General features: G+C 72.5%; 15 protein-coding genes. 7 read left to right on the forward strand and 8 right to left on the reverse strand.

Annotated elements, in window-relative coordinates; all coding sequences use genetic code 11:
- Window positions 1-31: 31 nt before the first annotated feature.
- The 5 genes from ACIQNU_RS27910 to ACIQNU_RS27930 form a co-directional block, all read right to left on the reverse strand.
- A complete protein-coding gene (locus ACIQNU_RS27910; RefSeq protein ID WP_401371701.1) occupies window positions 32-4945 on the reverse strand; it encodes a DNA repair ATPase in 4914 nt (1637 codons plus the stop codon).
- Window positions 4946-5067: 122 nt separating this feature from the next.
- Window positions 5068-7155 (reverse strand): SPFH domain-containing protein, encoded by a 2088-nt coding sequence (locus tag ACIQNU_RS27915; RefSeq protein WP_401371702.1) that lies wholly within the window; start codon window positions 7153-7155, stop codon window positions 5068-5070.
- Between the two features lie 131 nt (window positions 7156-7286).
- The gene (locus ACIQNU_RS27920; RefSeq protein ID WP_401371704.1) at window positions 7287-7997 is read right to left on the reverse strand and encodes a hypothetical protein; all 711 of its coding nucleotides are present in this window, start codon (window positions 7995-7997) and stop codon (window positions 7287-7289) included.
- Window positions 7998-8259: 262 nt separating this feature from the next.
- Entirely contained in the window at window positions 8260-8823 is a 564-nt protein-coding gene (locus tag ACIQNU_RS27925) for a potassium channel family protein (RefSeq protein WP_401371706.1), read from the reverse strand.
- Between the two features lie 142 nt (window positions 8824-8965).
- Window positions 8966-9673 carry a DedA family protein gene (locus tag ACIQNU_RS27930; protein WP_401371708.1) on the reverse strand — a complete coding sequence of 236 codons (708 nt, stop codon included), beginning with the start codon at window positions 9671-9673 and terminating at the stop codon, window positions 8966-8968.
- Between the two features lie 114 nt (window positions 9674-9787).
- Here ACIQNU_RS27930 and ACIQNU_RS27935 point away from each other — a divergent pair, with 114 nt between their 5' ends.
- Entirely contained in the window at window positions 9788-10270 is a 483-nt protein-coding gene (locus ACIQNU_RS27935) for a BlaI/MecI/CopY family transcriptional regulator (protein WP_401371710.1), read from the forward strand.
- Window positions 10267-11208 carry a M56 family metallopeptidase gene (locus ACIQNU_RS27940; protein WP_401371712.1) on the forward strand — a complete coding sequence of 314 codons (942 nt, stop codon included), beginning with the start codon at window positions 10267-10269 and terminating at the stop codon, window positions 11206-11208. Before ACIQNU_RS27935 ends, ACIQNU_RS27940 begins: the two co-directional genes overlap by 4 nt.
- Before the next feature lie 300 nt (window positions 11209-11508).
- Here ACIQNU_RS27940 and ACIQNU_RS27945 read toward each other — a convergent pair whose 3' ends face one another.
- The gene (locus tag ACIQNU_RS27945; RefSeq protein WP_401371714.1) at window positions 11509-14229 is read right to left on the reverse strand and encodes a GNAT family N-acetyltransferase; all 2721 of its coding nucleotides are present in this window, start codon (window positions 14227-14229) and stop codon (window positions 11509-11511) included.
- A 123-nt stretch (window positions 14230-14352) separates the two neighbouring features.
- On the opposite strand from ACIQNU_RS27945, the gene ACIQNU_RS27950 reads away from it, so the two are divergent.
- From ACIQNU_RS27950 to ACIQNU_RS27960, 3 genes are all read left to right on the forward strand, one after another.
- Window positions 14353-14991, forward strand: coding sequence for an HhH-GPD-type base excision DNA repair protein (locus tag ACIQNU_RS27950; protein ID WP_401371716.1), 639 nt, complete (start codon window positions 14353-14355; stop codon window positions 14989-14991).
- A 115-nt stretch (window positions 14992-15106) separates the two neighbouring features.
- Complete coding sequence (locus ACIQNU_RS27955) at window positions 15107-15451, forward strand: hypothetical protein (RefSeq protein ID WP_401371717.1); 345 nt, start codon at window positions 15107-15109, stop codon at window positions 15449-15451.
- A gap of 60 nt (window positions 15452-15511) precedes the next feature.
- On the forward strand, window positions 15512-15670 hold the full coding sequence (locus ACIQNU_RS27960) for a hypothetical protein (RefSeq protein WP_401371718.1): 159 nt from the start codon (window positions 15512-15514) through the stop codon (window positions 15668-15670).
- Window positions 15671-15738: 68 nt separating this feature from the next.
- On the opposite strand, the gene ACIQNU_RS27965 is transcribed toward ACIQNU_RS27960, so the two are convergent.
- Complete coding sequence (locus tag ACIQNU_RS27965) at window positions 15739-17325, reverse strand: helicase HerA-like domain-containing protein (protein WP_401371720.1); 1587 nt, start codon at window positions 17323-17325, stop codon at window positions 15739-15741.
- 143 nt (window positions 17326-17468) lie between these two features.
- Between ACIQNU_RS27965 and ACIQNU_RS27970 the strand changes: the two genes are divergently transcribed.
- Together ACIQNU_RS27970 and ACIQNU_RS27975 are read left to right on the forward strand one after the other, a co-directional pair.
- Complete coding sequence (locus ACIQNU_RS27970) at window positions 17469-17765, forward strand: type II toxin-antitoxin system VapB family antitoxin (protein WP_003955420.1); 297 nt, start codon at window positions 17469-17471, stop codon at window positions 17763-17765.
- A 133-nt stretch (window positions 17766-17898) separates the two neighbouring features.
- Entirely contained in the window at window positions 17899-18537 is a 639-nt protein-coding gene (locus ACIQNU_RS27975) for a LytR C-terminal domain-containing protein (protein ID WP_401371722.1), read from the forward strand.
- 1048 nt (window positions 18538-19585) lie between these two features.
- Here ACIQNU_RS27975 and upp read toward each other — a convergent pair.
- Entirely contained in the window at window positions 19586-20221 is a 636-nt protein-coding gene (gene upp / locus ACIQNU_RS27980; RefSeq protein ID WP_401371724.1) for a uracil phosphoribosyltransferase, read from the reverse strand.
- Between the last annotated feature and the right edge of the window lie 13 nt (window positions 20222-20234).

A 20234-nucleotide genomic window follows, 5' to 3' on the forward strand; every position in this document is an offset into this window, starting at 1 on the left:
GCCCGGTGAGCCCGGTGACCCGTCACCGGGTTCACCCCCACCGAGGCCCCGCCGCCCGTACGATCGCCTGCTCCATCGACGTCATACGGTCCGCCAGGACCGTCAGGGCCGCTATCGCCCGGGTGGCCGGATCGTCGTCCGGGGTGCCCAGGGTGAGGGTGCGGGTGTAGGACGCCTTGACGCGGGTCCAGCGGTCCTCGTCCGCCTCCGTGAGCGTGCCCCGGAGTTCCGCGAGTTTCAGGAGGTTGGACTCGGCGCCCGTCGTGAGCGTCTGGGACTCGGTCGCGTAGTGGTCGTCCAGGAGGGCAGCGAGTTCGGCGGGGTTCATGACCGGGCGGATCCGCTGGACGATCTTGTTCATGTTGCGGTACGAGCCCTGGAGGCGGAACGGCGGTTCGGTGCGGGACGCCTCGGCGCGGGACGCCGACGCGATGTACTCGGCGTTGACCGCGAGGACCGTGTCCCGAGCCGCGAGCAGGGGGCGCAGCACGCCCAGGATTCCGTCGAGTTCCACCGTCGAGTACGGGTGGACCAACTGGTCCGCGCGGGCGCCCGCGTCGCCGTTCGCCAGCCGGATCAGCAGGTCCAGGTCGGCGCGGTCGCGGCCGGCGAGCGGGGCGAGCACCGGGTGGGACGTGAGGGCGTTCTCCACGAAGCTCAGCGCGAACACCTCCTCCTTGCCGGTCACCACCTCGCCGAGGTTCCAGATGTCGGCCCGGTTGGCCAGCATGTCGGGGATCCGGAACCGGTCGCCCGACTCCGTGTACGGATTGCCCGCCATGCACACCGCGAACCGCTTCCCCCTCAGGTCGTACGTGCGCGGCTCGCCTTCCCACACCCCCTCGATCCGCCGTGTGGCATCGCAGAGCGGGATGAATTTCTGGAGCAACTCCGGTGAGGTGTGCTGGATGTCGTCCAGGTAGAGCATCGTGTTGCTGCCTGCTGCCAGGGCGAAGTTGATCTTCTCCACCTCCTGTCGTGCCGTCGCGTTCGGCGCGTCCGCCGGGTCGAGCGACGTGGTTCCGTGTCCGAGCGCCGGGCCGTCGACCTTCACCAGGACCAGCCCGAGCCGGTCGGCGACATACTCGACAAGCGTCGTCTTGCCGTACCCGGGCGGGGAGACGAGCAGCAGCAGACCGCTCGTGTCGGTGCGGCGGGTGTCGCCGGTCGTGCCGAGCTGCTTGGCGAGGTTGTCGCCGATCAGCGGCAGATACACCTCGTCGATCAGCCGGCTCCGCACGAACGACGACAGCACCTTCGGACGGTGGTCGTCCAGGCGCAGCCGGGTCCGCTCGGCGGCGACCAGCTCGGTGCGGCGCCGCTGGTAGGCGCGGTGTGCGGGGACGTCGTGGGTGCGGAACGCCCGGGTGCGGGCGAGGAATTCGTCGATCCGGACGGTCAGGGTGCGGTGGGCGATACGGGGGTGGGTGCCGAGGAGACCTTCGGCGGTGGCGGTCACCGGGGCCTCGTACTCGTAACGGACGAGCCCCGGGCAGAGTTCCACGGCCACCGCCTCCGCCAGATCACCGGCGCCCGGCTCCTCCCCCGTCGACGCCGTGTACGCGCTGAGCCACGCCTCCACCAACTGCCGCCGCGCCCCCAGGTCGTCCGGGTCCCCCAGCGCCGCCAGATCGTCGTCGTACGCCGCATCCCCCACCGCCCCACGGAACTTGTCGAGCAGCGTGCGCGTCGCCGCGCTGACCACGAATCCGTCCGGCCCGGTCGTCAGCTCCTCGAAGAGATACGCGGCGGCCGACGCCCCTTCCGCTCCGGCACCCGGCTCGATCGCCTCCGCCAACTCCCCCTGGAAGTCCGCGACGGCCGGTGCCAGGCCGAAGGTCTCGCGGGCGCGCGCGAGCGACACCGCGCGCCGTGTCCACGCCTCCCGCGCCCCGGCGGTCGTACCGTGCGCCCAGAAGAGCTGGGCGGCGGCCCGCGCGGCCGGCTCGTACCGCAGCGGTCCCGCACCCTCGTACAGCCGAAGCAGCACCCGCAGGATCGCGGTCGCGTCCAGGTCGTGGACGCCCCGCTCGTACCCCTCGTCGTACGCCTCTTCGGCCGCCCGGCGCACCAGCGCGGGCAGATCGGCCGCCGTCAGCCCGTCCGGACCGTGCTCCTCCAGGAGACGCGCGGCCAGATGCTCCGCGCGGTACACCTCCGGCGACTCGGACGGCAGCGGGCGGTCCCAGAAGGCGCGGGTGTCCGCGAAGCCTCCCGCCTCGGTGAGGGGCGCCCGGTAGTCCGTCCCGGTGACCGCGAAGGCCAGCCCGCCCCCGTCCCCAACACCGTCCGGCACCAGCGTCAGATCCAGCGGGCGCGTGTTGACCGCGAACCGGTGCCGCCCGAGCCGCACCACCGCCCCGCCGTCCGAGTACAGGTCCCCCCGGTCCCGCAGGGCGCGCGCCGCCTCCTGCCGGGTGGCGGCGAGCCGCCCCTCCAGCTCCTCCGCCCGTACCGCGTCGCCGAGTGCGCGCAGCGCGTCGGCGGTACGGCGGACCTTGGCGACCATCGGATCCGACGCGAAGTACGTGCTGACACCGTCGGCGTCGGGCAGCGCGGCGGCCCGCCGGGCCACGATCTCCAGGACCCGTCCGGCCGACGCCGCGAGCTGTTCGGCCCGCCGCGCGTGGGCGTCGGCGAGGGTCTGGCGGCGCGCCGAGAACGTCTCGTAGACCTCGGTCCGCTTGGCGTCGAGCTGCGCGAGGAAGCCGTCGAACTCGGCGAAACGGGACTCCAGTGTCTCCAACTGGAGCAGGCAGCGGGCGAGTTGGTCGTCGCACGCCTCGGGGCTGTCCGCCGCCGCGAGCGCCCCGGTGACCGCCTGGCCGAGCAGCGCGAACTCGGCGGCGAACTCGGCCCGCCCCTCCTGGTCGAGCAGGTCGCGGCGCCGGGACTCCAGCTCGGCGCGGGCCCGGTTGACCCCGCCGAGCACGTCGGCGATCCGCTCCAGGACGGCGGTACGGACGGTCGCGTCGCCGATGTCGAGCCCGGCGACGACCTCGGTGACCGTCCGCAGCCCTTCGGCCAGTTCGTCGACGCGGGCAGCGAGCGGCGCGGCCCCGGCGACCGTCGCGATCTCCCGCGCCTCACCGATCAGCCCTTCGACGTCCTCGTGGTGGCCCCGGAAGGCGTCCTCGCGCGCGAGGAACGCGACGGCGCGCCGCCCGAACGCCCCGAGATCGGCCTCGACATCGGCAGCGAGCGCGTCGATCCGGTCCGTGTCCGCGTACCGCATGTCCTTGAGGGTGAGCAGGTGGCCCTGGGCGCGCCGGAGTTCGGTGAGTCCTTCGACCCAGGCGACCGCGGAGCGCGGTGCCTCGCCGCGCAGCCGCCGTACGACGGCCGCGATCCGCACCGCCGCCTCGCCGAGCGCGTCGGCGGCCTGCCGGGTCAGCGCGCGCACGGCGGCGAACTCGGCGATCACCTGCTCGGCGGTGGCGCGCAGCTCGGCCAGCGGCTCGCCCAGGGCGCCGAGTGCGGTGTCGGACAGCCAGTGGTACGAGTCGGCCGCGCGGGCGCAGTCGGCGGCCAGCGCCTCGTACCCCTCGGTCGTCGGCGTGGTCGCGGTGGCCGCGCGCGTGAGGGAGAGGCAGTCGGAGATGCCGCGCACCAGGTCGGCGTTGCCGACGCGGGCCAGCGGTCCGGACGCGGTGGGTCCGGCGGCGGCGCGCGTGTCGGACAGGAACGGCGAGCGCCACACCTGCACTGGGTGCACGCGCGCCGCCTCGGGACCGGCAGGGCCGGTGCGCAGTGCGCAGAGGGTGCCGTCGTCGAAGAGGGCCCAGCCGTGGCAGACCAGCGGCGGCGCGGTCTCCTTGCGGATCAGGTTGTAGGGGAGCAGCACGCTGCGGCCCTCCGCGCGCGCGTGGAACGCGTACAGGACGTCCTCGCCGTTGGGTGAGCGCAGCGTCCGCTCGAACTCCAGGTCCGTGGCGTCGACCCCGTCGAAGATCTTGTGGGAGCCCTCGGCGAGGCAGTAGCCGCCGGGGAAGACGATGCCCTGGTCGTCGGGGAGGCGGCGGCAGGCCCGGCCGATGGCGTCGAGCCGGACGGCGGTCCGGGTGAGCGTGTTGAACACCAGATAGCGGTGGTCCGGCTCGCGGTAGGGGCGCACCCGCAGCAGGATCAGGGCAGCACCCACGCGCGCGTACGCGATGTCCGCGTCGGCGAGCGCCTGGAGCGGCTCGTCCACCGGCTCGGAGTGGAGGGAGTCGGCGGTCTCGGTGTCGTCGTCGGTCTTCAGGGTCAGCGCGCCGCCGACGGTCGACACGAACACCTCGCCCTCGACCGCCACATGGGGATGCCTGCCGAGTACGTGGTCCTCGCGCGTCGTCTCCGTCCAGGTGAAATCGTGCGACGGCGGGAACACGGCGTGGTGCTCACCGCGTTCACCGTGCCCGTCGAGGAAGGCGGCGGTGCCGTCGTCGCCGATCGCCCAGCGCAGCACCCGCACGTCACCGCTCTGCTCCCCGGTACGGAACACGGCGAGCAGCTTGCCCTCGGTGTGCCGCAACTGGAGCAGCCGGCTGCCCTGGTAGTAGCGGAACAGCGCGGCGAACTCCCGTACGAAGGCGGGGTCGTCGAGCAGTCCGGGCACCGCGTCCTCGGGCAGCGGGTTCAGGTCCCGGTCGTACAGCGTGAACACGTCGGCGGGCGTGGTCTCGGCGCCGGGCGCGAGTGCGGTGCGGTGGCCGAAGAGAAGCCGGTCCGCGACGGCGACCAGGTCGCGCGGGGTACGGGCGCGTTCGGTACGGAGATTCCCGGTGCCGGTGAGTTCCAGGCGGGCCGAGCCGAACTCCTCGATCCGGCGGGCGTTCAACTCCTCGGCGCGGTGGGCCAGTTCGGCCGCCCGCGCGGCGAGCCGGTCGCGCAGCACCTCGTAGGTACCGGTGTCGGACGCCTCGTGGGTACCGGTGTCGGCTGCCTGGTGGGTACCGGTTGCCATCTCGTCCTGCCTTCGTCTCTCTCGTCTTTCGACATGTCCCGACGGAGCGGTCCGGAGCCGCCCACCCCCGTGTGGCGGCTCCGGACCCGTTTCGAGGGTGGCCAGAGGGTCCCGTGCGGGACCTAGACCTTGGCGGCGCTTCCGTTCAGCTCCGACAGCGGCAAGTCGGCGAGGCCCAGCTCACCGGCCTTCTGGAGAAGCTGGCTCACCTGGTCGGAGTTCACGGCGCCGCCCGGGGACTTCATGAGCTTCATCAGCAGCGCGGAGACCGTGAGGTTCTGCACGTCGGACGTCGACACCGAGCCGAGTACCCGCGTCACGTCGTCCGTGAAGCTGGACGTGCCGTCGAGCCACGGCCGCACCAGCGCCTGCGCGGTCTCGGAGTGCTGGACGAAACCGTCGACGCCCTTGCCGAGCGCGATGGAGTTCATCAGCCGGTCGAAGAAGACGGACTCGCCGCCGACGATGTTGATGTCCGCGTGCTCCAGACCCGTCGCCAGGACCGTGGCCTGCGCCTCGGCGACCTGCCGCTGCACGTCGAGACCGGCGAGCCGGATGTCCTTCTCGGCCTCCAGGCGCAGCCGGTACTCCTCGTGGCCCCGCGACGCCTCGTCCAGCGCGGCCATCGCGATGGCCTTCTGGTTGATGCCCTCCGCCTCGGCCTTCAGCCGCTCGGAGATCGCGGTGGCGTCGGCGAGCGCCTTCGCACGGGCGCCCTCCGCCTCGGCGAGCGCCTTGGCCCTGGTGCCCTCGGCCTCCGCGCGCATCCGCGCCTCGGCGGCCTCCGCCTCCGCACGCCCCGCCTTCTCGATGACCTCGGCCTCCTTGTCCCGCACCTGGACCTCGGCGAGCCCGGCGGCGGCGGTCTCGGCCTGGACGCCCTCGGCGAGCCGCAGCTTGGCGCGCGCGTCCAGGTCGGCGGTCTTCAACCGGGCCTCGGCGAGGGTCAGTTCCTCGGCGGCGCGGTGCGTGGCGGACTGCTCGGCTGCCTCGGCGGCCTTGATGTCCTTGACCAGCTTCTCCTGCGCCTCCGCCTCGGCCGCGATGATCACGGCCTGCCGCTCGCGCTCGGCCTCCTCGACCGCGCGCAGCCGCTTGATCGACTCCTCCTGCTCGGCGACCGTACGGTCCACCGCGACCCGCTCCCGGATGACCTCGGCGATGTCACGGCGCTCCGCCTCGACCTCCTTGTCGGCGGCGATCCGCGTCAGCTCGGTCTCCCGGTCCCGCGAGATGACTTCGAGCAGCCGCTCCTTCTCGACGCGCTCGCTCTCGACGGCGATGACGCGCTCGCGGTTCTTCGCGGCGACGGCGACCTCGCGGGCCTGGTTCTCGCGCTGCACCCCGAGCTGCTCCTCGGTCCGCAGGAACGCGGACTGCGCCCGCAGCCGCTCCTCCTCGACGACCCGCGCGGTCTCGGCCTCCTCGCGGGCCCTCACGGTGTCGATCTCCCGCTTCTGCTTGATCTCGGCGTCCGCCTGGCGCCGCTCCAGCTCCAGGATGGCCTCGCGGGCGTCGACGTTCTGCCGGGTGATCTCCTTCTCCTCGTGGCGCTGGAACTCGTTCGTCCGCACATGCTCCACGGCGGTCAGCTCGGTGATCTTGCGGATGCCCTGGGCGTCGAGGACGTTGGCCGGGTCGAGCTGCGAGAGCGGGGTCTGCTCCAGGTAGTCGATCGCCGCGTCCTCCAGGCTGTAGCCGTTCAGATCGGTGCCGATGACCTGGATGATGCGGTCGCGCAGCTCGTCGCGCTTGGTGTAGAGGTCGGCGAAGTCCATCTGCTTGCCGACGGTCTTCAGGGCCTCGGAGAACTTGGCGTTGAACAGTTCCTGCAAGGTGTTGCCGTCGCTGGCGCGGGCCGTGCCGATGGCCTGGGCGACCTTCACGACGTCCTCGACGGTCTTGTTGACGCGGACGAAGAACGAGATACGGATGTCGGCGCGGATGTTGTCCCGGCAGATCAGGCCCTCGCGGCCGGTCCGCATGATGTCGATGGTCTTCACCGAGATGTCCATCACCTCGGCCTTGTGCAGCACGGGCAGGACGACCTGCCCGGTGAAGGTCACGTCGACCTTGCGCATCTTGGAGACGATCAGCGCCTTGCCCTGCTCGACCTTGCGGAAGAGCCGGGACACGACGAACAGCAGCGTGATGACGACGAACAGGACAACGGCGACGAGCACGCCTATGCCCAAGGAGATGGCATCCATGGAAGTCCTTGGTGGTGAAAAAGCGGCGGACGTAGGGAAATCGGTGACCCGTCGTGGCGCGCGGCGGCCCGCCCACCGGGCGTGGTGAGCGCTGCGGGGCGTACGGGCTCGGGTTTTGAGGGGCTACGGGGTTACGGGCGCGGTCGGGACCGCTTGCGACCGGGCTCCCGATCCCGATCCCGATTCCGCCCCGGTTCCGGTTCCGGGTCGCCGGGTGCGAGCGCCGCGTCGTAGGGCGCGACCCAGAAGAACTCGCCCGGCTCGTCGTACGCGTACAGCAGCCCGGCACCCCCGTACCCGAGACCCCCGTCCCCCTCGACGGCCGCGACAGCCGCGTCGGGCGCCGACAGCCTGACCTGGACGACGGCCGTGGACCCGTCACGCGCGGCGACCTCGGCCTGTCCGAAGCGGCTGTCGACGCGGCCGGTGCGGATGGTGCAGATCCGGCCGACGAAGTCCTGGCGGGACGGCCCGGTCTCCTCGGGGAAGAGGGTCGCGAGGGGCCGTACGAGCCATCGGGTGACCCGCCAGGCGACCAGCAGGGCCCCGGTGAGTACCAGCAGATGGACGAGTGAGCGCAGTGCGCCGCCGGACGGGACGACCGGTGCGAGCAGCACGGTCGCGGTGAGGCTGGTGAACCAGCCGAGGACCGTGATCAGCGAGAACGCGACGGTGACGGGGACCCCGCCCAGGCCCCAGGACCCGAGGTCGGCGTCGGAGTCGAAGCTGTCCGTGCCGGAGAGCCCGACGGCCACCAGCACCCAGAAGCCGATGACGACGGCGAGTGCGGCGGAGAACATGACCGTGGGGAATGCCGCGACGGTTTCCAGAAACGTCCCCACGTCCGACCTCCCCCTCCCGAGGCTCCCCGGACCCCTGTGCGGGCTCCGGAGCCACCCCGGCGCAATCGGTCCCGGTGTCGGGCCACCTGCCGGTGTCCGGCACCGGGACCGTCCGGTGCTCCCCTTGCGGTCATCTTGACGCCCCCTCACCCCGTGGCGCATTGCCGTATCCCGGCAACGTTCACACCGTCCTTCATGCCGAGGGGCGTTAAGAACGCGTTAAGACGCCGTCAGGACGCCGCAAGGAAACGTCACTACCCCGTCACTTCCCCTTGTCATGACGCCCCTTGTCATGACGCCCCGTCTGCTCCGCCCTTCCGCTCACCCGGGATCTGAGGCGGCCCGAGAGGGTGGTGGCGGCTGCGGTGAGGAAGACGAAGGTGTAGACGATCTGGAGGACGACGACCAGGCGGGCGGACTGGCCGGTGGCGGTGATGTCGCCGTAGCCGACGGTCGCGAGGGTGACGATCGTGAAGTAGATCGCGTCCAACTTGGTGACCAGGCCGGACATCTCGCCGTGCTGGCGGGCCAGGGCCAGATAGGTGAAGGCGAAGACGAGGACCGTGAGGCACATCAGGACGAGGAGGGCGTACGCCGGGTAGGTGCCGGGGCGGTCGAGGACGGCGTCGCGCATGTGCCTCAGGAGGAGGGCCGCGATCACGACGAGAGCCACGATGAACACGGTCCAGCTCAGGAACGGGTGCTTCGGGCCGAAGACGGTGACCGGGAGCAGGGCGAAGACGGTCACCATGACGGCGATCGTCAGGCCGACCAACAGCCAGGCACGGACCGGGTCCCGGCGGTAGGCCGGCCCGTCGGACACCATCGCGCCTCCGCGTGTCGCCACGTGTCGCCGCTCGGTCGGGAAGAGAGCGACGGGAAGAGAGAACGGAAGAGAACACGCACAGCGTCCGACGGGGAGCCGGGGGCCGCAGCCGGGGTGGACCGACCAGGTGAGGCCTTGTCGGTTACGAGACCTTGTCGCCGGTCGGGCGGGTGGTGGTGGCGCGGCGGGCCGCCGCACGGGACTTGCGCAGCTCCAGGGCGAGCGGGATCAGCGAGATGACGACGATCAGGGCGACCAGCGGCAGCAGGTACTTGTCGACGTTCGGAATCGAGGACCCCAGTGCGTACCCCCCGAGGATCAGGCCCGTCGTCCAGATCAGGCCGCCGGCGACCTGCCAGAGCAGGAAGGTCCTGGCTGGGACATCGAGGGCGCCGGCGAGCGGGTTCAGCACGGTGCGCACCACGGGGACGAAGCGGGCCAGGACGATCGCTCTGCCGTATCCGTACTTGGCGAGCAGCTCCTCGGCGCGGGCCGCGCCCTCATGGAGCCGTTTCGCACCGCTGCGGGCCAGCAGGGCGCGACCGCCGCGCCGCCCGATCCAGTACCCCACCTGGGCGCCCACGACGGCGCCGACCGCCGCCGCGATCAGCACCTGCGGCAGGGAGAGGTGCACCCCGCCATGGCTGCCGCCGCTGCCCGGGACGCACAGCAGGCCCGCCGTGAACAGCAGCGAGTCGCCCGGCAGGAAGAAGCCCACCAGCAGGCCGGTCTCCGCGAAGAGCACCACGGCGATGCCGAGCGCGCCGAAGGCGGCGAGCAGCGAACTGGCGTCCAGAACATTCACCGCGAGCGGCTGGGCGAGCGTGGATCCGAACGCAGATACGCCCATGGGCGCGGCCCCTCTCATAATGGAGTGCGGGGCGGCCTTGCCGGGGCCCCGATGACTACAGTGCAGTAGACGGTCTACATCACTGTAGACGAATAGCGGGTGAGGAGTGTTCCCATGGCCGAAGAACAGTCCGGCCGACCGTCGGAGCAGCCGTTGGAGCGGCCGTCGGAGCGGCAGGTGGACCAGCCGTCGGACCGGCGCCCCGCGGGCGAGCTGGAGGCCAGCGTGCTCGCGGCGCTGTGGGCCGCCGACGCGCCGCTGACGCCGGGCGCGGTGCAGCTCGCGCTCGGTGGAGGGCTGGCCAGGACCACGGTGACGACGATCCTCACGCGCCTGCACGCGAAGGGCGCGGCGACCCGTACGCGCGCGGGGCGCGGTTTCGCGTACGAGCCCGCCCAGGACCGGCACGGACTGACCGCCCGCCGGATGCACGCCGAACTCGACAAGGACGCCGACCGGCACACCGTCCTGGCCCGCTTCGTCTCGGAGCTGAACACCGAGGACGAGCAGGTGCTGCGGGAGCTGCTGGGGTCGGTGGGCGACGCGGAGTTCGGGCACATATCCGAGGGCGTGCCCGAGGAAGGCGGAGGCTCATGATCTATGCCGTATGGGTGCCGCTGCTCGTACCCCTGTTCGCCGTGCCTGCCGCGCGCCGCCTCGGCCCCGTCCTGCCGCCCCGGATCGCCGCCTGGGCGCTCGCCGCGTGCGCGATCGTCCTCGCGGGGTGCAGCACCGCCGCGCTCGGGCTGCTGATGGCCGCGGGCGCGCTGCGGCTGCCCTTCGTCGCCGCGTACGGGCATCTCTCGCTGCCGCTGCTGCGCGAACCGGCGCCCCTGATCGTGCCCGCCGCCTGTGTCGCGGCCGTCCTGCTCGCGGTCGCCGCCGGGACGCTCGTCCACCGGGCGCAGGGTCTCGTCCGCGAGCTGCGCGCGGCGCACGCGGCGCACCGCGAGGAAGGCTGCGGGGGCGATCTCGCGGTACGGGTCGACGCCCGGCCCTATGCCTATGCGCTGCCCGGCCGGCCGGGGCGGGTCGTCGTCACGACCGGCATGCTGCGGTCGCTGGGCGCGGCCGAACGGGAGGTCCTTTTCGCGCACGAGCGCGCGCATCTCGCCGGGCGCCACCATGTCTTCCTGGCCGTCGGCGAACTCGCGGCTGCCCTCCATCCGGCGCTACGGGGGCTGCGGGCGCCGCTCGGGTACGCGCTGGAGCGCTGGGCCGACGAGTCCGCCGCGACGAGTGTCGGTGACCGGCGCCTCGCCGCCCGCGCGATCGGCCGCGCCGCCCTCGCGACCCACGCGGCGGGCCCCCAGGGCGCCCCGGTCCCCCGGATGGCCCTGGCAGCCGCCCATGGCCCGGTCCCGCGCCGGGTAGCGGCCCTCCTGACCCCCACCCCCACCCATACGCACCGCCCCCACCGCGTCCTGGCCGCCGCCCTCCTGACCTGCGTGGCGATCTCCACCACGACAGCCCTGGAGGCGGCTCACGACCTCCACGGCAACGTAGAGGTGGCCCAGGGCGAACTCAGCGACTGAGGTCCCGTCGGCGAGACCGGTACGGAAGCCGCGGGCCGCGGGTGGCTGGTCGCGCAGTTCCCCGCGCGCTGCCCCGCAGGAAGGCCGGTACGGAAGCTGCGGGCCGCAGGTGGCCGGTCGCGCAGTTCCCCGCGCCCCTTAAGAAACGCCTGGCACCCGGCACTTCCCGGTCGCGCAGTTCCCCGCGCCCCTTAAGAAACGCCTGGCACCCGGCACTTCCCGGTTGCGCAGTTCCCCGCGCCCCTTGAACAACGCCGCGCCTGCTCCGCAGGAAAGCCGGCACGGAAGCTGGGGGCCTGGTCACGGCGTACGTGGACGCGGGGGTGGCGCGCTGAAGAACGCCAGCCGGGCCCTCTTCGCCGGGATGTGCACCTCCGGCAGATCGACCTCCGGCAGGACCACCTCCGGGCCCAGCGTGAAGCCGGAGCGGGCGAGTCGGGTGAGGGCCTTCGTGTTGGCCGCGTCGGGCTCGGCCACCACGCGGCGTACGGCCGGGTCCGCGAGGACGTACGTCAGGAAGACGTCGACCAGGGTGGCCGTGTGCCCGCGCGCGCCCTCGGCCGGGCCGGGCCCGATGAGCAGGTGGATTCCGGTGTCGCCCGGCTCGACCTGGTAGCACTCGCTGACGCGGTCGGCCGTCGGCTCGTACGTCTGGAAGAGCGCGGCCGACTCCTCGTCGCGGAACATCAGGAACGCGTGGTGCGTGTCGAGCGAGTCCAGATGCGCGTACGTCCGACGGACCTGCTCGCGGCTCTGCCCGGTCATGCCCCAGAACCGCGCCCGCTCCGGGCTCAACCACGCGTGCAGCAGCGCGTGGTCGGCGTCCGGGTCGACCGGCCGTATCCGGACCGTCCCGAAGCCGTCGACCACCTGCGCGTGGACGACGGGACGGGCGGCGACAGCGGGGGGCTCCGGCAGAAGCAGATTCCAGTCGGTGATCACCGGGACCAGTTCGCCGCGCAGCCACAGCGGCAGTTGGTCGCGCTGGTGAGGGCCCGGCGCCCCGGACGCGCCGAGCGGGACCACCCAGAGGCTGTCGTCGCGCCGGGCGAGATCCCAGACGTAACGGGCGGCGGGTCCGCGCGCGCAGCGGTCGGTGACGGCGGGCAGGCTGGACGTGCAGAGGACGCAGTCGTGGTCACCGGCGAGCGCGGGCCCCGGCTCCGCGTCGGGGTCGGGGTCGGGGTCGGGCAGCGCGCGCCACGGCGTCAGCCGGTGCGCCTCGCCCCACGGCACCGCGCCCGGCGCGCCCGCCGCGACCTCTTCGACGGCCGCGCGGACCAGCGCCGGCCGGTCCACCCCGGGAAACCGATCGGTCGTCAGCAGCGTCTCCAGGGCGAACGCGACCCGGGGCGCAAGGGCCAGCCAGGGGCGGAACACCTGGGGCACATCCGGGAGTTGGGCCACGGGCGCCAGCTCGGGGTGGTCGGCGAAGCGCCGTACGACCGCGCCCCGCACCTCCGCGTACGCCATCGCCTCCCTGCTCCCGGCGGCCATCCGCCGGTCCCAGCCGAGCAGCCGCTCCCGCAGCCGCGCGGCCCGGTCGCTGAGTCCGTCGAGCCCGGCGAGCAGGTCCAACAGGGGCCGCGCGGACGGCAGTCGCGTATCCATGTGGATCGCCGCCATGTCCTTCGCCGTCCATGTGTGGTCCGCGTCCAGCAGCTCCTGGATGCGGTCGGCGCGATACGGCGGCGCGAACTCGACCCCGAACGGCGCCGCGAGACCCCGCTGGTTGGCCATCACGGCCGTGCCCCGGTCCCCCACCTCCGCACGCGGCATCGGCCCGTGCCGGCCGTGCCAGGCGTACGCGGGGTCCCAGGCCGGTACGGTCCGGCGGCCGTTGTCCGCGTGCCGCACCGGCACCCGGCCCGCGACCCGGTGCAGCAGGCCGCCGTCGGTGTCGGCGGCCTGGACGACGTTCACCGGCTCGGCCCACCCGTCGAGCGCCCGGTCGACATCGGCGACCGTACGGGCGCGGAGCAGCGCGGGAAGCGCCGAGAAGCCGAGGTCATGGGTGACGCGGGGCGGGTAGCGCAGGCTGACGGCCGCCCAGACCCCTTCGCCCAGCACATCACGGCCGTCGCCGTCGCCGTCGCCGTCGCCGTCGTAGGAGTCGATCACCACCGGCCCCCGTTCCGTCTCGACGACCTCGATCCGTACCGGCTCGGCCCCCGCGACCTCGATCGTCTCCGTGTGGACCGCCACGGCCTCCCACCCGTCGGGACCGAAGGCCTCCACACCGCCGCCCACGCGGCGCAACCGCTCCCGGTAAAGATCCTGGTAGTCCGCCATCGCGTTGGTGATCGCCCACGCGACCGTCCCGGTGTGCCCGAAGTGGGCGAGGCCCGGCACGCCGGGGACCGCGAGGCCGATCACATCGAACTCCGGGCAGACCAGATGGATCTGCTGGTAGACCCCCGGATCCTCGATGAAGCGGTGCGGGTCGCCCGCGATGACCGCGTGCCCGGTGCCGGTACGGCCGCCCGCGACTAGCCACCCGTTACTCCCGGATGTGCCGGTCCCGTCGGCCGCGAACAGGTCCACCGCGCCCGGCCCGAGCCGCCGCGCGGTCGCGTCCCGCCACAGCTTGGCCGGGAAACCCGCGAACAGGATGTGCGTGGACAGCCACACACCCAGCGGGGTCCACGGCCGCCAGCCGCCGGGGGCGAGCCCCGTGGCCGCGAACTCCGGTGCCACGGCGGCCCCTCGCGCGAGCCCGGCCTCGACCCCTTCGGCGTACGCGGTGAGCCAGGCGGCGGTTTCCGGGTCCTCGTCCGCCAGGCGCCGGAAGCAGCGGCGCGCGGTGTCGTCGAGCCGCGCCTGCCGCGCGAAGGTGTCCCAGCCGACCGCGTCGACGCCGAGGAACGCGGCCGTGGTGCCCAGGGCCCGGTGCCGCTCGACCTCGATCTGCCAGGCGCGGTCGACGGCGGCGTTGTGCCCCTGCGCATACGCGAGCGCGCGGGCGTCGGCGGCCCGCAGATGCGGGATCCCCCACGAGTCGCGCCGCACCTCGAAGTCCACGAATCCCCCCACATGCCGAGAAAGTTAGGTAAGCCTAACTTAGGCGTGGCGAGGGGGCGGATCGGGGGCGGGCACCCGTCGACGCGGACTGCGGGCGCGCCGGTGCCGGGCCATCATCGACCTATGGACGTCACCCTTCACCTCGCCCAGGACCCCGACGCGGACCGGCTGCTCGGCCGCAGTCCGCTGGCCGCGCTGGTCGGCATGCTCCTCGACCAGCAGGTCCCGATGGAGTGGGCGTTCTCGGGCCCGTACACGATCGCCACGCGGATGAACGCGGACGACCTCGACGCGCACGAGATCGCCGCGTACGACCCGGAGGCGTTCGCCGCGCTGCTGTCCGCCAAACCGGCCGTGCACCGCTACCCCGGCTCGATGGCGAAGCGCGTCCAGCAGTTGTGCCAGTACCTGGTCGAGCACTACGGGGGCCGGGCGGACGCGGTCTGGGAGGGCGTCGACACGGGCGCCGAACTGCTGCGCCGGCTCCACGAACTGCCCGGGTTCGGCGAGCAGAAGGCGCGGATCTTCCTGGCCCTGCTCGGCAAGCAGCTCGGCGTGCGCCCGCAGGGCTGGCGGGAGGCGGCGGGGGCGTACGGCGAGGCCGGTTCGTACCGGTCCGTCGCCGACATCAAGGGCCCCGAATCGCTCGCGAAGGTCCGCGCCCACAAGCAGGAGATGAAGGCGGCGGCGAAGGCGGCGAAGCCGTCCACGGCACCGTCCGCGAAAGCGGCGCCCCGCAAGCCCCGCATGCCTCGGAAGTAACAGCCGCCGCCCACGTCACGGTGGTGCGTCAACATGGCGCCGCACCCGTAGTCCGACCGGGCGTTTCTCGTCCGTCACCGTGCGCGGCGCCTCCCACCTGGGCACATCACCTCGTATGAGCGCCACCACGTCCCGCACCACCCACCGTGCCCCGCGCGGCACGGTGTGGGGACGGGCGCTCGTCGTCCTGGTGGCCGTGCTCGGCACGGCCTTCGCCTCGGGCTCCCCGGCCGGCGCGCTCCCCGCACCGCCCGCCCTGGTGTCCACGGAGTCGGGCGAGACGCACCCGTGCCCCGAGCCGGCGCTGCGTCCCCCCGCGCGGCCGACGGCCGCACCTCCCGCACCCGGCCCGCTGACCACCCCCGAGCGCCCCCGCACCGCCCGCCCGCCCCTGGCGACCCGCACCGGATCCCCCACCGGTGCGATGCGCGCCCTGCGGACCGTAGTCCTGCGCTGCTGACCGGCCCGAGCCGTCTCGGACCACCCCCCACCAGCACATGCAAGGACAGGCGGTACACCCATGCCCATCGATCCCTTCGCGGCCCTCCAGGCCCTGGTCCGCGCCGAGGCCGTACGCGACCGACGCCCCCCGGTCCGCGAGACGAAGCCCGCGGAATCCTCCGTACCGGAACCGGCCCCCGAACCCGTACCCGACTACTCGACCCCGCTGCGGACCTGAGTCCGGCAGGGCCGGGCCCCGGGGGATCGCCTCCGGGGCCCGGCTCCCCTACGGAGATCCCTTTGGGCTCAGCGCCTGCGGGCCGTCCCGAAGACCGACCGGCTGATCTCCCGCCCGATCTGCGTCCCCAGGGACCGCGCGAGCGACTTGAAGACGCCGCTCCCCACGACCTGCTCGACCACCGACTGCGGCTCCTTCCCCCGCCCCTTCGCCGCCTGGCGCGCCTCCTTCTCTGCCGCCGCCGCATCCGCGTCGGCCCGCTTTTGGGCCTCCGTTTCCGCCTGCCGCGCAGCGAGCCGTTCGTACGCCGACTCCCGGTCGATCGCCTGGGCGTACCGCCCGTACAGCACCGACCCCTTGACCGCCTGGTCGAGCGCGGTCTCCGGAGCCGGGCCCATCAGGGACTCGGGGGCCCGCAGCCGGACCGCGGCGACCGGCGTCGGCGCGCCCTTCTCGCTGAGCACCGTGACCACGGCCTCTCCGGTCCCGAGCGAGGTCAGCACCTCCTCCAGGTCGTACGGCGAGGTGGGGAAGGTCTTCACGGTCGCCCTGAGCGCCTTCTGGTCGTCGGGCGTGAACGCGCGCAAGGCGTGCTGCACCCGGTTGCCGAGCTGCGCGAGGACATCGGCCGGCACGTCCTTCGGCGTCTGCGTCACGAAGAAGACGCCCACTCCTTTCGAGCGAATCAGCCGCACGGTCTGCGTGATCGACTCCAGGAACGCCCGCGAGGCCCCGTTGAACAGCAGATGCGCCTCGTCGAAGAAGAAGACGAGCTTCGGCTTCTCGACATCGCCGACCTCCGGGAGGTCGTGGTACAGATCCGCGAGCAGCCACATCAGGAACGTCGAGAAGAGCTGTGGTCTGTCCTGTACGGAGGGCAGTTCGAGCAGCGACACCGTGCCCCGGCCGTCCGGCGCGAGCCTCAGGAACTCGCTGGTGTCGAACTCGGGCTCCCCGAAGAAGGCGCCCATGCCCTGCTGCTCGAACGCCGTCAGGGCGCGCAGGATCACCCCGGCCGTGGTGGACGACAGACCGCCGATGTCCTTCAGCTCCGGCTTGCCCTCGTCCGAGGTGAGGAAGGTGACGACGGCCCGCAGATCCTTCAGGTCGTAGAGTTCCAGGCCCTTCTGATCGGCGTAGCTGAAGATGAGTCCGAGGGACTGCTCCTGGGTCTGGTTGAGCTGGAGGACCTTCGACAGGAGTACGGGGCCGAAGCTGGTGATCGTCGCGCGCAGCGGGATGCCGTGGCCGATGCCGCCGAGCGCGTAGAACTCGCAGGGGAAGCCCCGCGCCTCCCAGTCCTGGCCGACCTCGGCGGCCCGTCCGGTGACCTTGTCGTCCGGGGCGCCGGGCGCCGAGATCCCGGACACGTCGCCCTTCACATCGGCGAGGAACACGGGGACGCCCTGCGCGGCGAGCTGTTCGGCGACGAGTTGGAGCGTCTTCGTCTTGCCGGTGCCGGTGGCGCCCGCGACGAGTCCGTGCCGGTTGAGCATGGCGAGCGGGATACGGATCCGGGCGTCCGGCAGACAGGCGCCGTCCCACATCAGGGCGCCGAGGTCGAGGGCAGGGCCGGTGAAGGCGTACCCGGCGGCGATCTCCTGGGCCTGCGGCGGCAGCGCCGGACTCGTGGGCGACGGCTGGCTGTCACTCATTTTCAGGCCCCTGTTCCCGGCCGGCCCCCGGCCTACCCGGGGCGCTCTGGTGCCGGTTCGTACAGTTTTACGGCGATATGTCCCAGCCTCGCACTCCACCGCCATGGCTGCGCCCGGAAGGTCATGACCGGTAGGCTTTCCGTGTGATCTTCAAGCGCATCGGAAACGGCCGGCCGTACCCCGACCACGGCCGGGAAAGCACCCGGCAGTGGGCGGACGTCGCGCCGCGACCGGTCCGCCTCGATCAGCTCGTGACGACCAAGGGCCAGCTCGATCTGGAGACCCTGCTCGCCGAGGACTCGACGTTCTACGGCGATCTCTTCGCGCATGTCGTGAAGTGGCAGGGCGATCTCTATCTGGAGGACGGGCTGCACCGCGCGGTGCGGGCCGCACTCCAGCAGCGCCAGGTGCTGCACGCGCGCGTGCTCGAACTGGGCTGACGCGCCGTCGCCCCTGTGCGGGGCCGGCTCATCGGGCGTTCGCCGGACACACATTGACCCTTTTGGGTTGGACTGCTCGGCTGTCGATGATCATTTGATAGGCATCGCCGTCAGGTCGCACTACGCTGCGCCCATGAGCATGCTCACACCCCCCGGCATGGGCGGTCGCTACCGCATCACGGGGGACAAGTATCCCCGTATGCGTCCGGGCCGTCGGCGCAGCAGGATCGTGCTCGCGCTCGTCGCGTCGACCGCCTCGCTCGGTCTCATCGGCTGGGGGACCCTCCAGCTCGTGGACGTGTTCACGGGTGGCGGGCAGGCGACGGCGGCGGGGCCGCGGGCCGGGTGTCCGCCGAAGTCGACGGCGTCGACGGCCCCTCAGGCGGCGGTGTCGCTGCCCCGGCCCGGCGGCATCAAGGTCAACGTCCTGAACGCGACGCCGCGCAGCGGTCTGGCCAAGCAGACGGCGGACGAGCTGAAGAAACGCGGGTTCGCGATCGGTCAGGTCGGCAACGCGTCCAAGGAGTACGACAAGAAGGTCGCCGGGACCGGGATAGTGCTGGGACCCAAGGCGGCGGCGGAGGGTGCGCTTCCGGTACTGGCCGCTCAGCTCGCGGGAGCCGAGCAGAAGACGGACGCGCGGGCTGGCGGCGATGTGGACCTGATCCTCGGCACGGCGTTCACCCGGCTGGCTCCGGCGGCCGACGCGACAAAGGCCCTGACGGCCCTGACGACCCCACCGTCCCCGTCACCGACACCCTGCAAGCGCTGATTCCCCCCACCCACCCGCCCTTACTTCCTGCTACCGCAGGAACCACCCTCCGGGCCGCCGAGGATTCCGCTGAACTCTGGGGCGTGGGTGGCTGAGCGCCGCTGGGGCGGGAGTGAGTGCCTGCGGCGCCCTCCCCACCGGGTGGTCGCCATTCCGCCGGACACGGCGGGTCGTGGCTGAGCGCGGCTGCGGCGGGATTGAGTGCTTGCGGCACTCGACAGAGCCCTGCCCACCGGACGGTCACCATTCCGCCGGACACGGTGGGTCGTGGCTGGGCGTGACTCCGGCAGTCAAACGGAACCCGGCCTCCGGCCGAGAGCGAGTACGTTCGGCAATCGGCCCTGCGCAAGCGCCATGCGGCCGTTGCCATTCCGCCGGACACGGCGGGGGGTGGCTGAGCGCCGCTGCGGCGGGATTGAGTGCTTGCGGCACTCGACAGAGCCCTGCCCACCGGACGGTCACCATTCCGCCGGACACGGTGGGTCGTGGCTGGGCGTGGCTGCGGCGGGAGTCTGTGACTCCGGCAGTCGAACCGAGCCCGGCCTCCGGCCGAGAGCCGGTGCCTGCGGCAATCGGCCCTGCGCAAGCGCCATGCGGCCGTCGCCATTCCGCCGGACACGGCGGGTCGTGGCTGCGGCGGGAGTCTGTGGCTGCGGCAGTCGAACGGAGCATGGCCCCCGCGCGAGAGCGAATGCCTCCGGCAATCGGCCCTGCGCAAGCGCCCACAGGGCCGTCGCCATTCCGCCGGACACCGCAAGTCGTGGCTGGGCGCCGCTGCGGCGGGATTGGGTGCTCACCTGACTCGATGATGCCGCCTCTCCCCACCGAGGGACCCCGTTGCCCGCACCACTCGACGGAGACCGGCCCACCGGGGTACGGCGGGCGGTGGCTGGGCGCCGCTGCCGCGGGAGTTGACGGGGACCGGCCTCCGCCCGAAAGTGGCTTTGGCGGGCGCCCACGGGCCGTTGCCATTCCGGGTGTACTTGGGCTGGGCGCTGAGCCCGGCAGCCGTGTCGGCAGACGTTGCTACTGTACCCCCGCGCGGTTGCTACTCCGCTGCTCCGTACATGCGGTCGCCCGCGTCGCCCAGGCCCGGGACGATGTAGCCGTTTTCGTTCAGGTGTTCGTCCACCGAGGCTGTCACTACCGTGACGGGGGTGCCGGCGAGTTCGCGTTCCATGACCTCGACGCCCTCGGGGGCGGCGAGGAGGACCACGGCGGTCACATCGTCCGCGCCGCGCTTGATCAGCTCCTGGATCGCCGCGACCAGCGTCCCCCCGGTCGCGAGCATCGGGTCGAGCACGTACACCTGCCGCCCGGACAGATCCTCCGGCATCCGGGTCGCGTACGTGGACGCCTGAAGCGTCTCCTCGTCGCGGATCATGCCCAGGAACCCGACCTCGGCGGTCGGCAGCAGCCGCATCATGCCGTCGAGCATGCCGAGCCCGGCGCGCAGGATCGGCACCACGAGGGGCCGCGGGTGGGACAGCTTGACGCCGGTGGTCGGTGAGACCGGGGTCTCGATGTCGACCAGCGCGGTCCGTACGTCGCGGGTGGCCTCGTACGCGAGCAGCGTGACGAGTTCGTCGGCGAGCCGCCGGAAGGTCGGGGAGTCCGTACGCCGGTCGCGCAGGGTGGTGAGCTTGTGGGCGACCAGCGGGTGGTCGACGACGTGGAGACGCATACCCATAACAGTA

The sequence above is a fragment of the Streptomyces sp. NPDC091292 genome (assembly GCF_044757265.1).
Classification (GTDB): domain Bacteria; phylum Actinomycetota; class Actinomycetes; order Streptomycetales; family Streptomycetaceae; genus Streptomyces.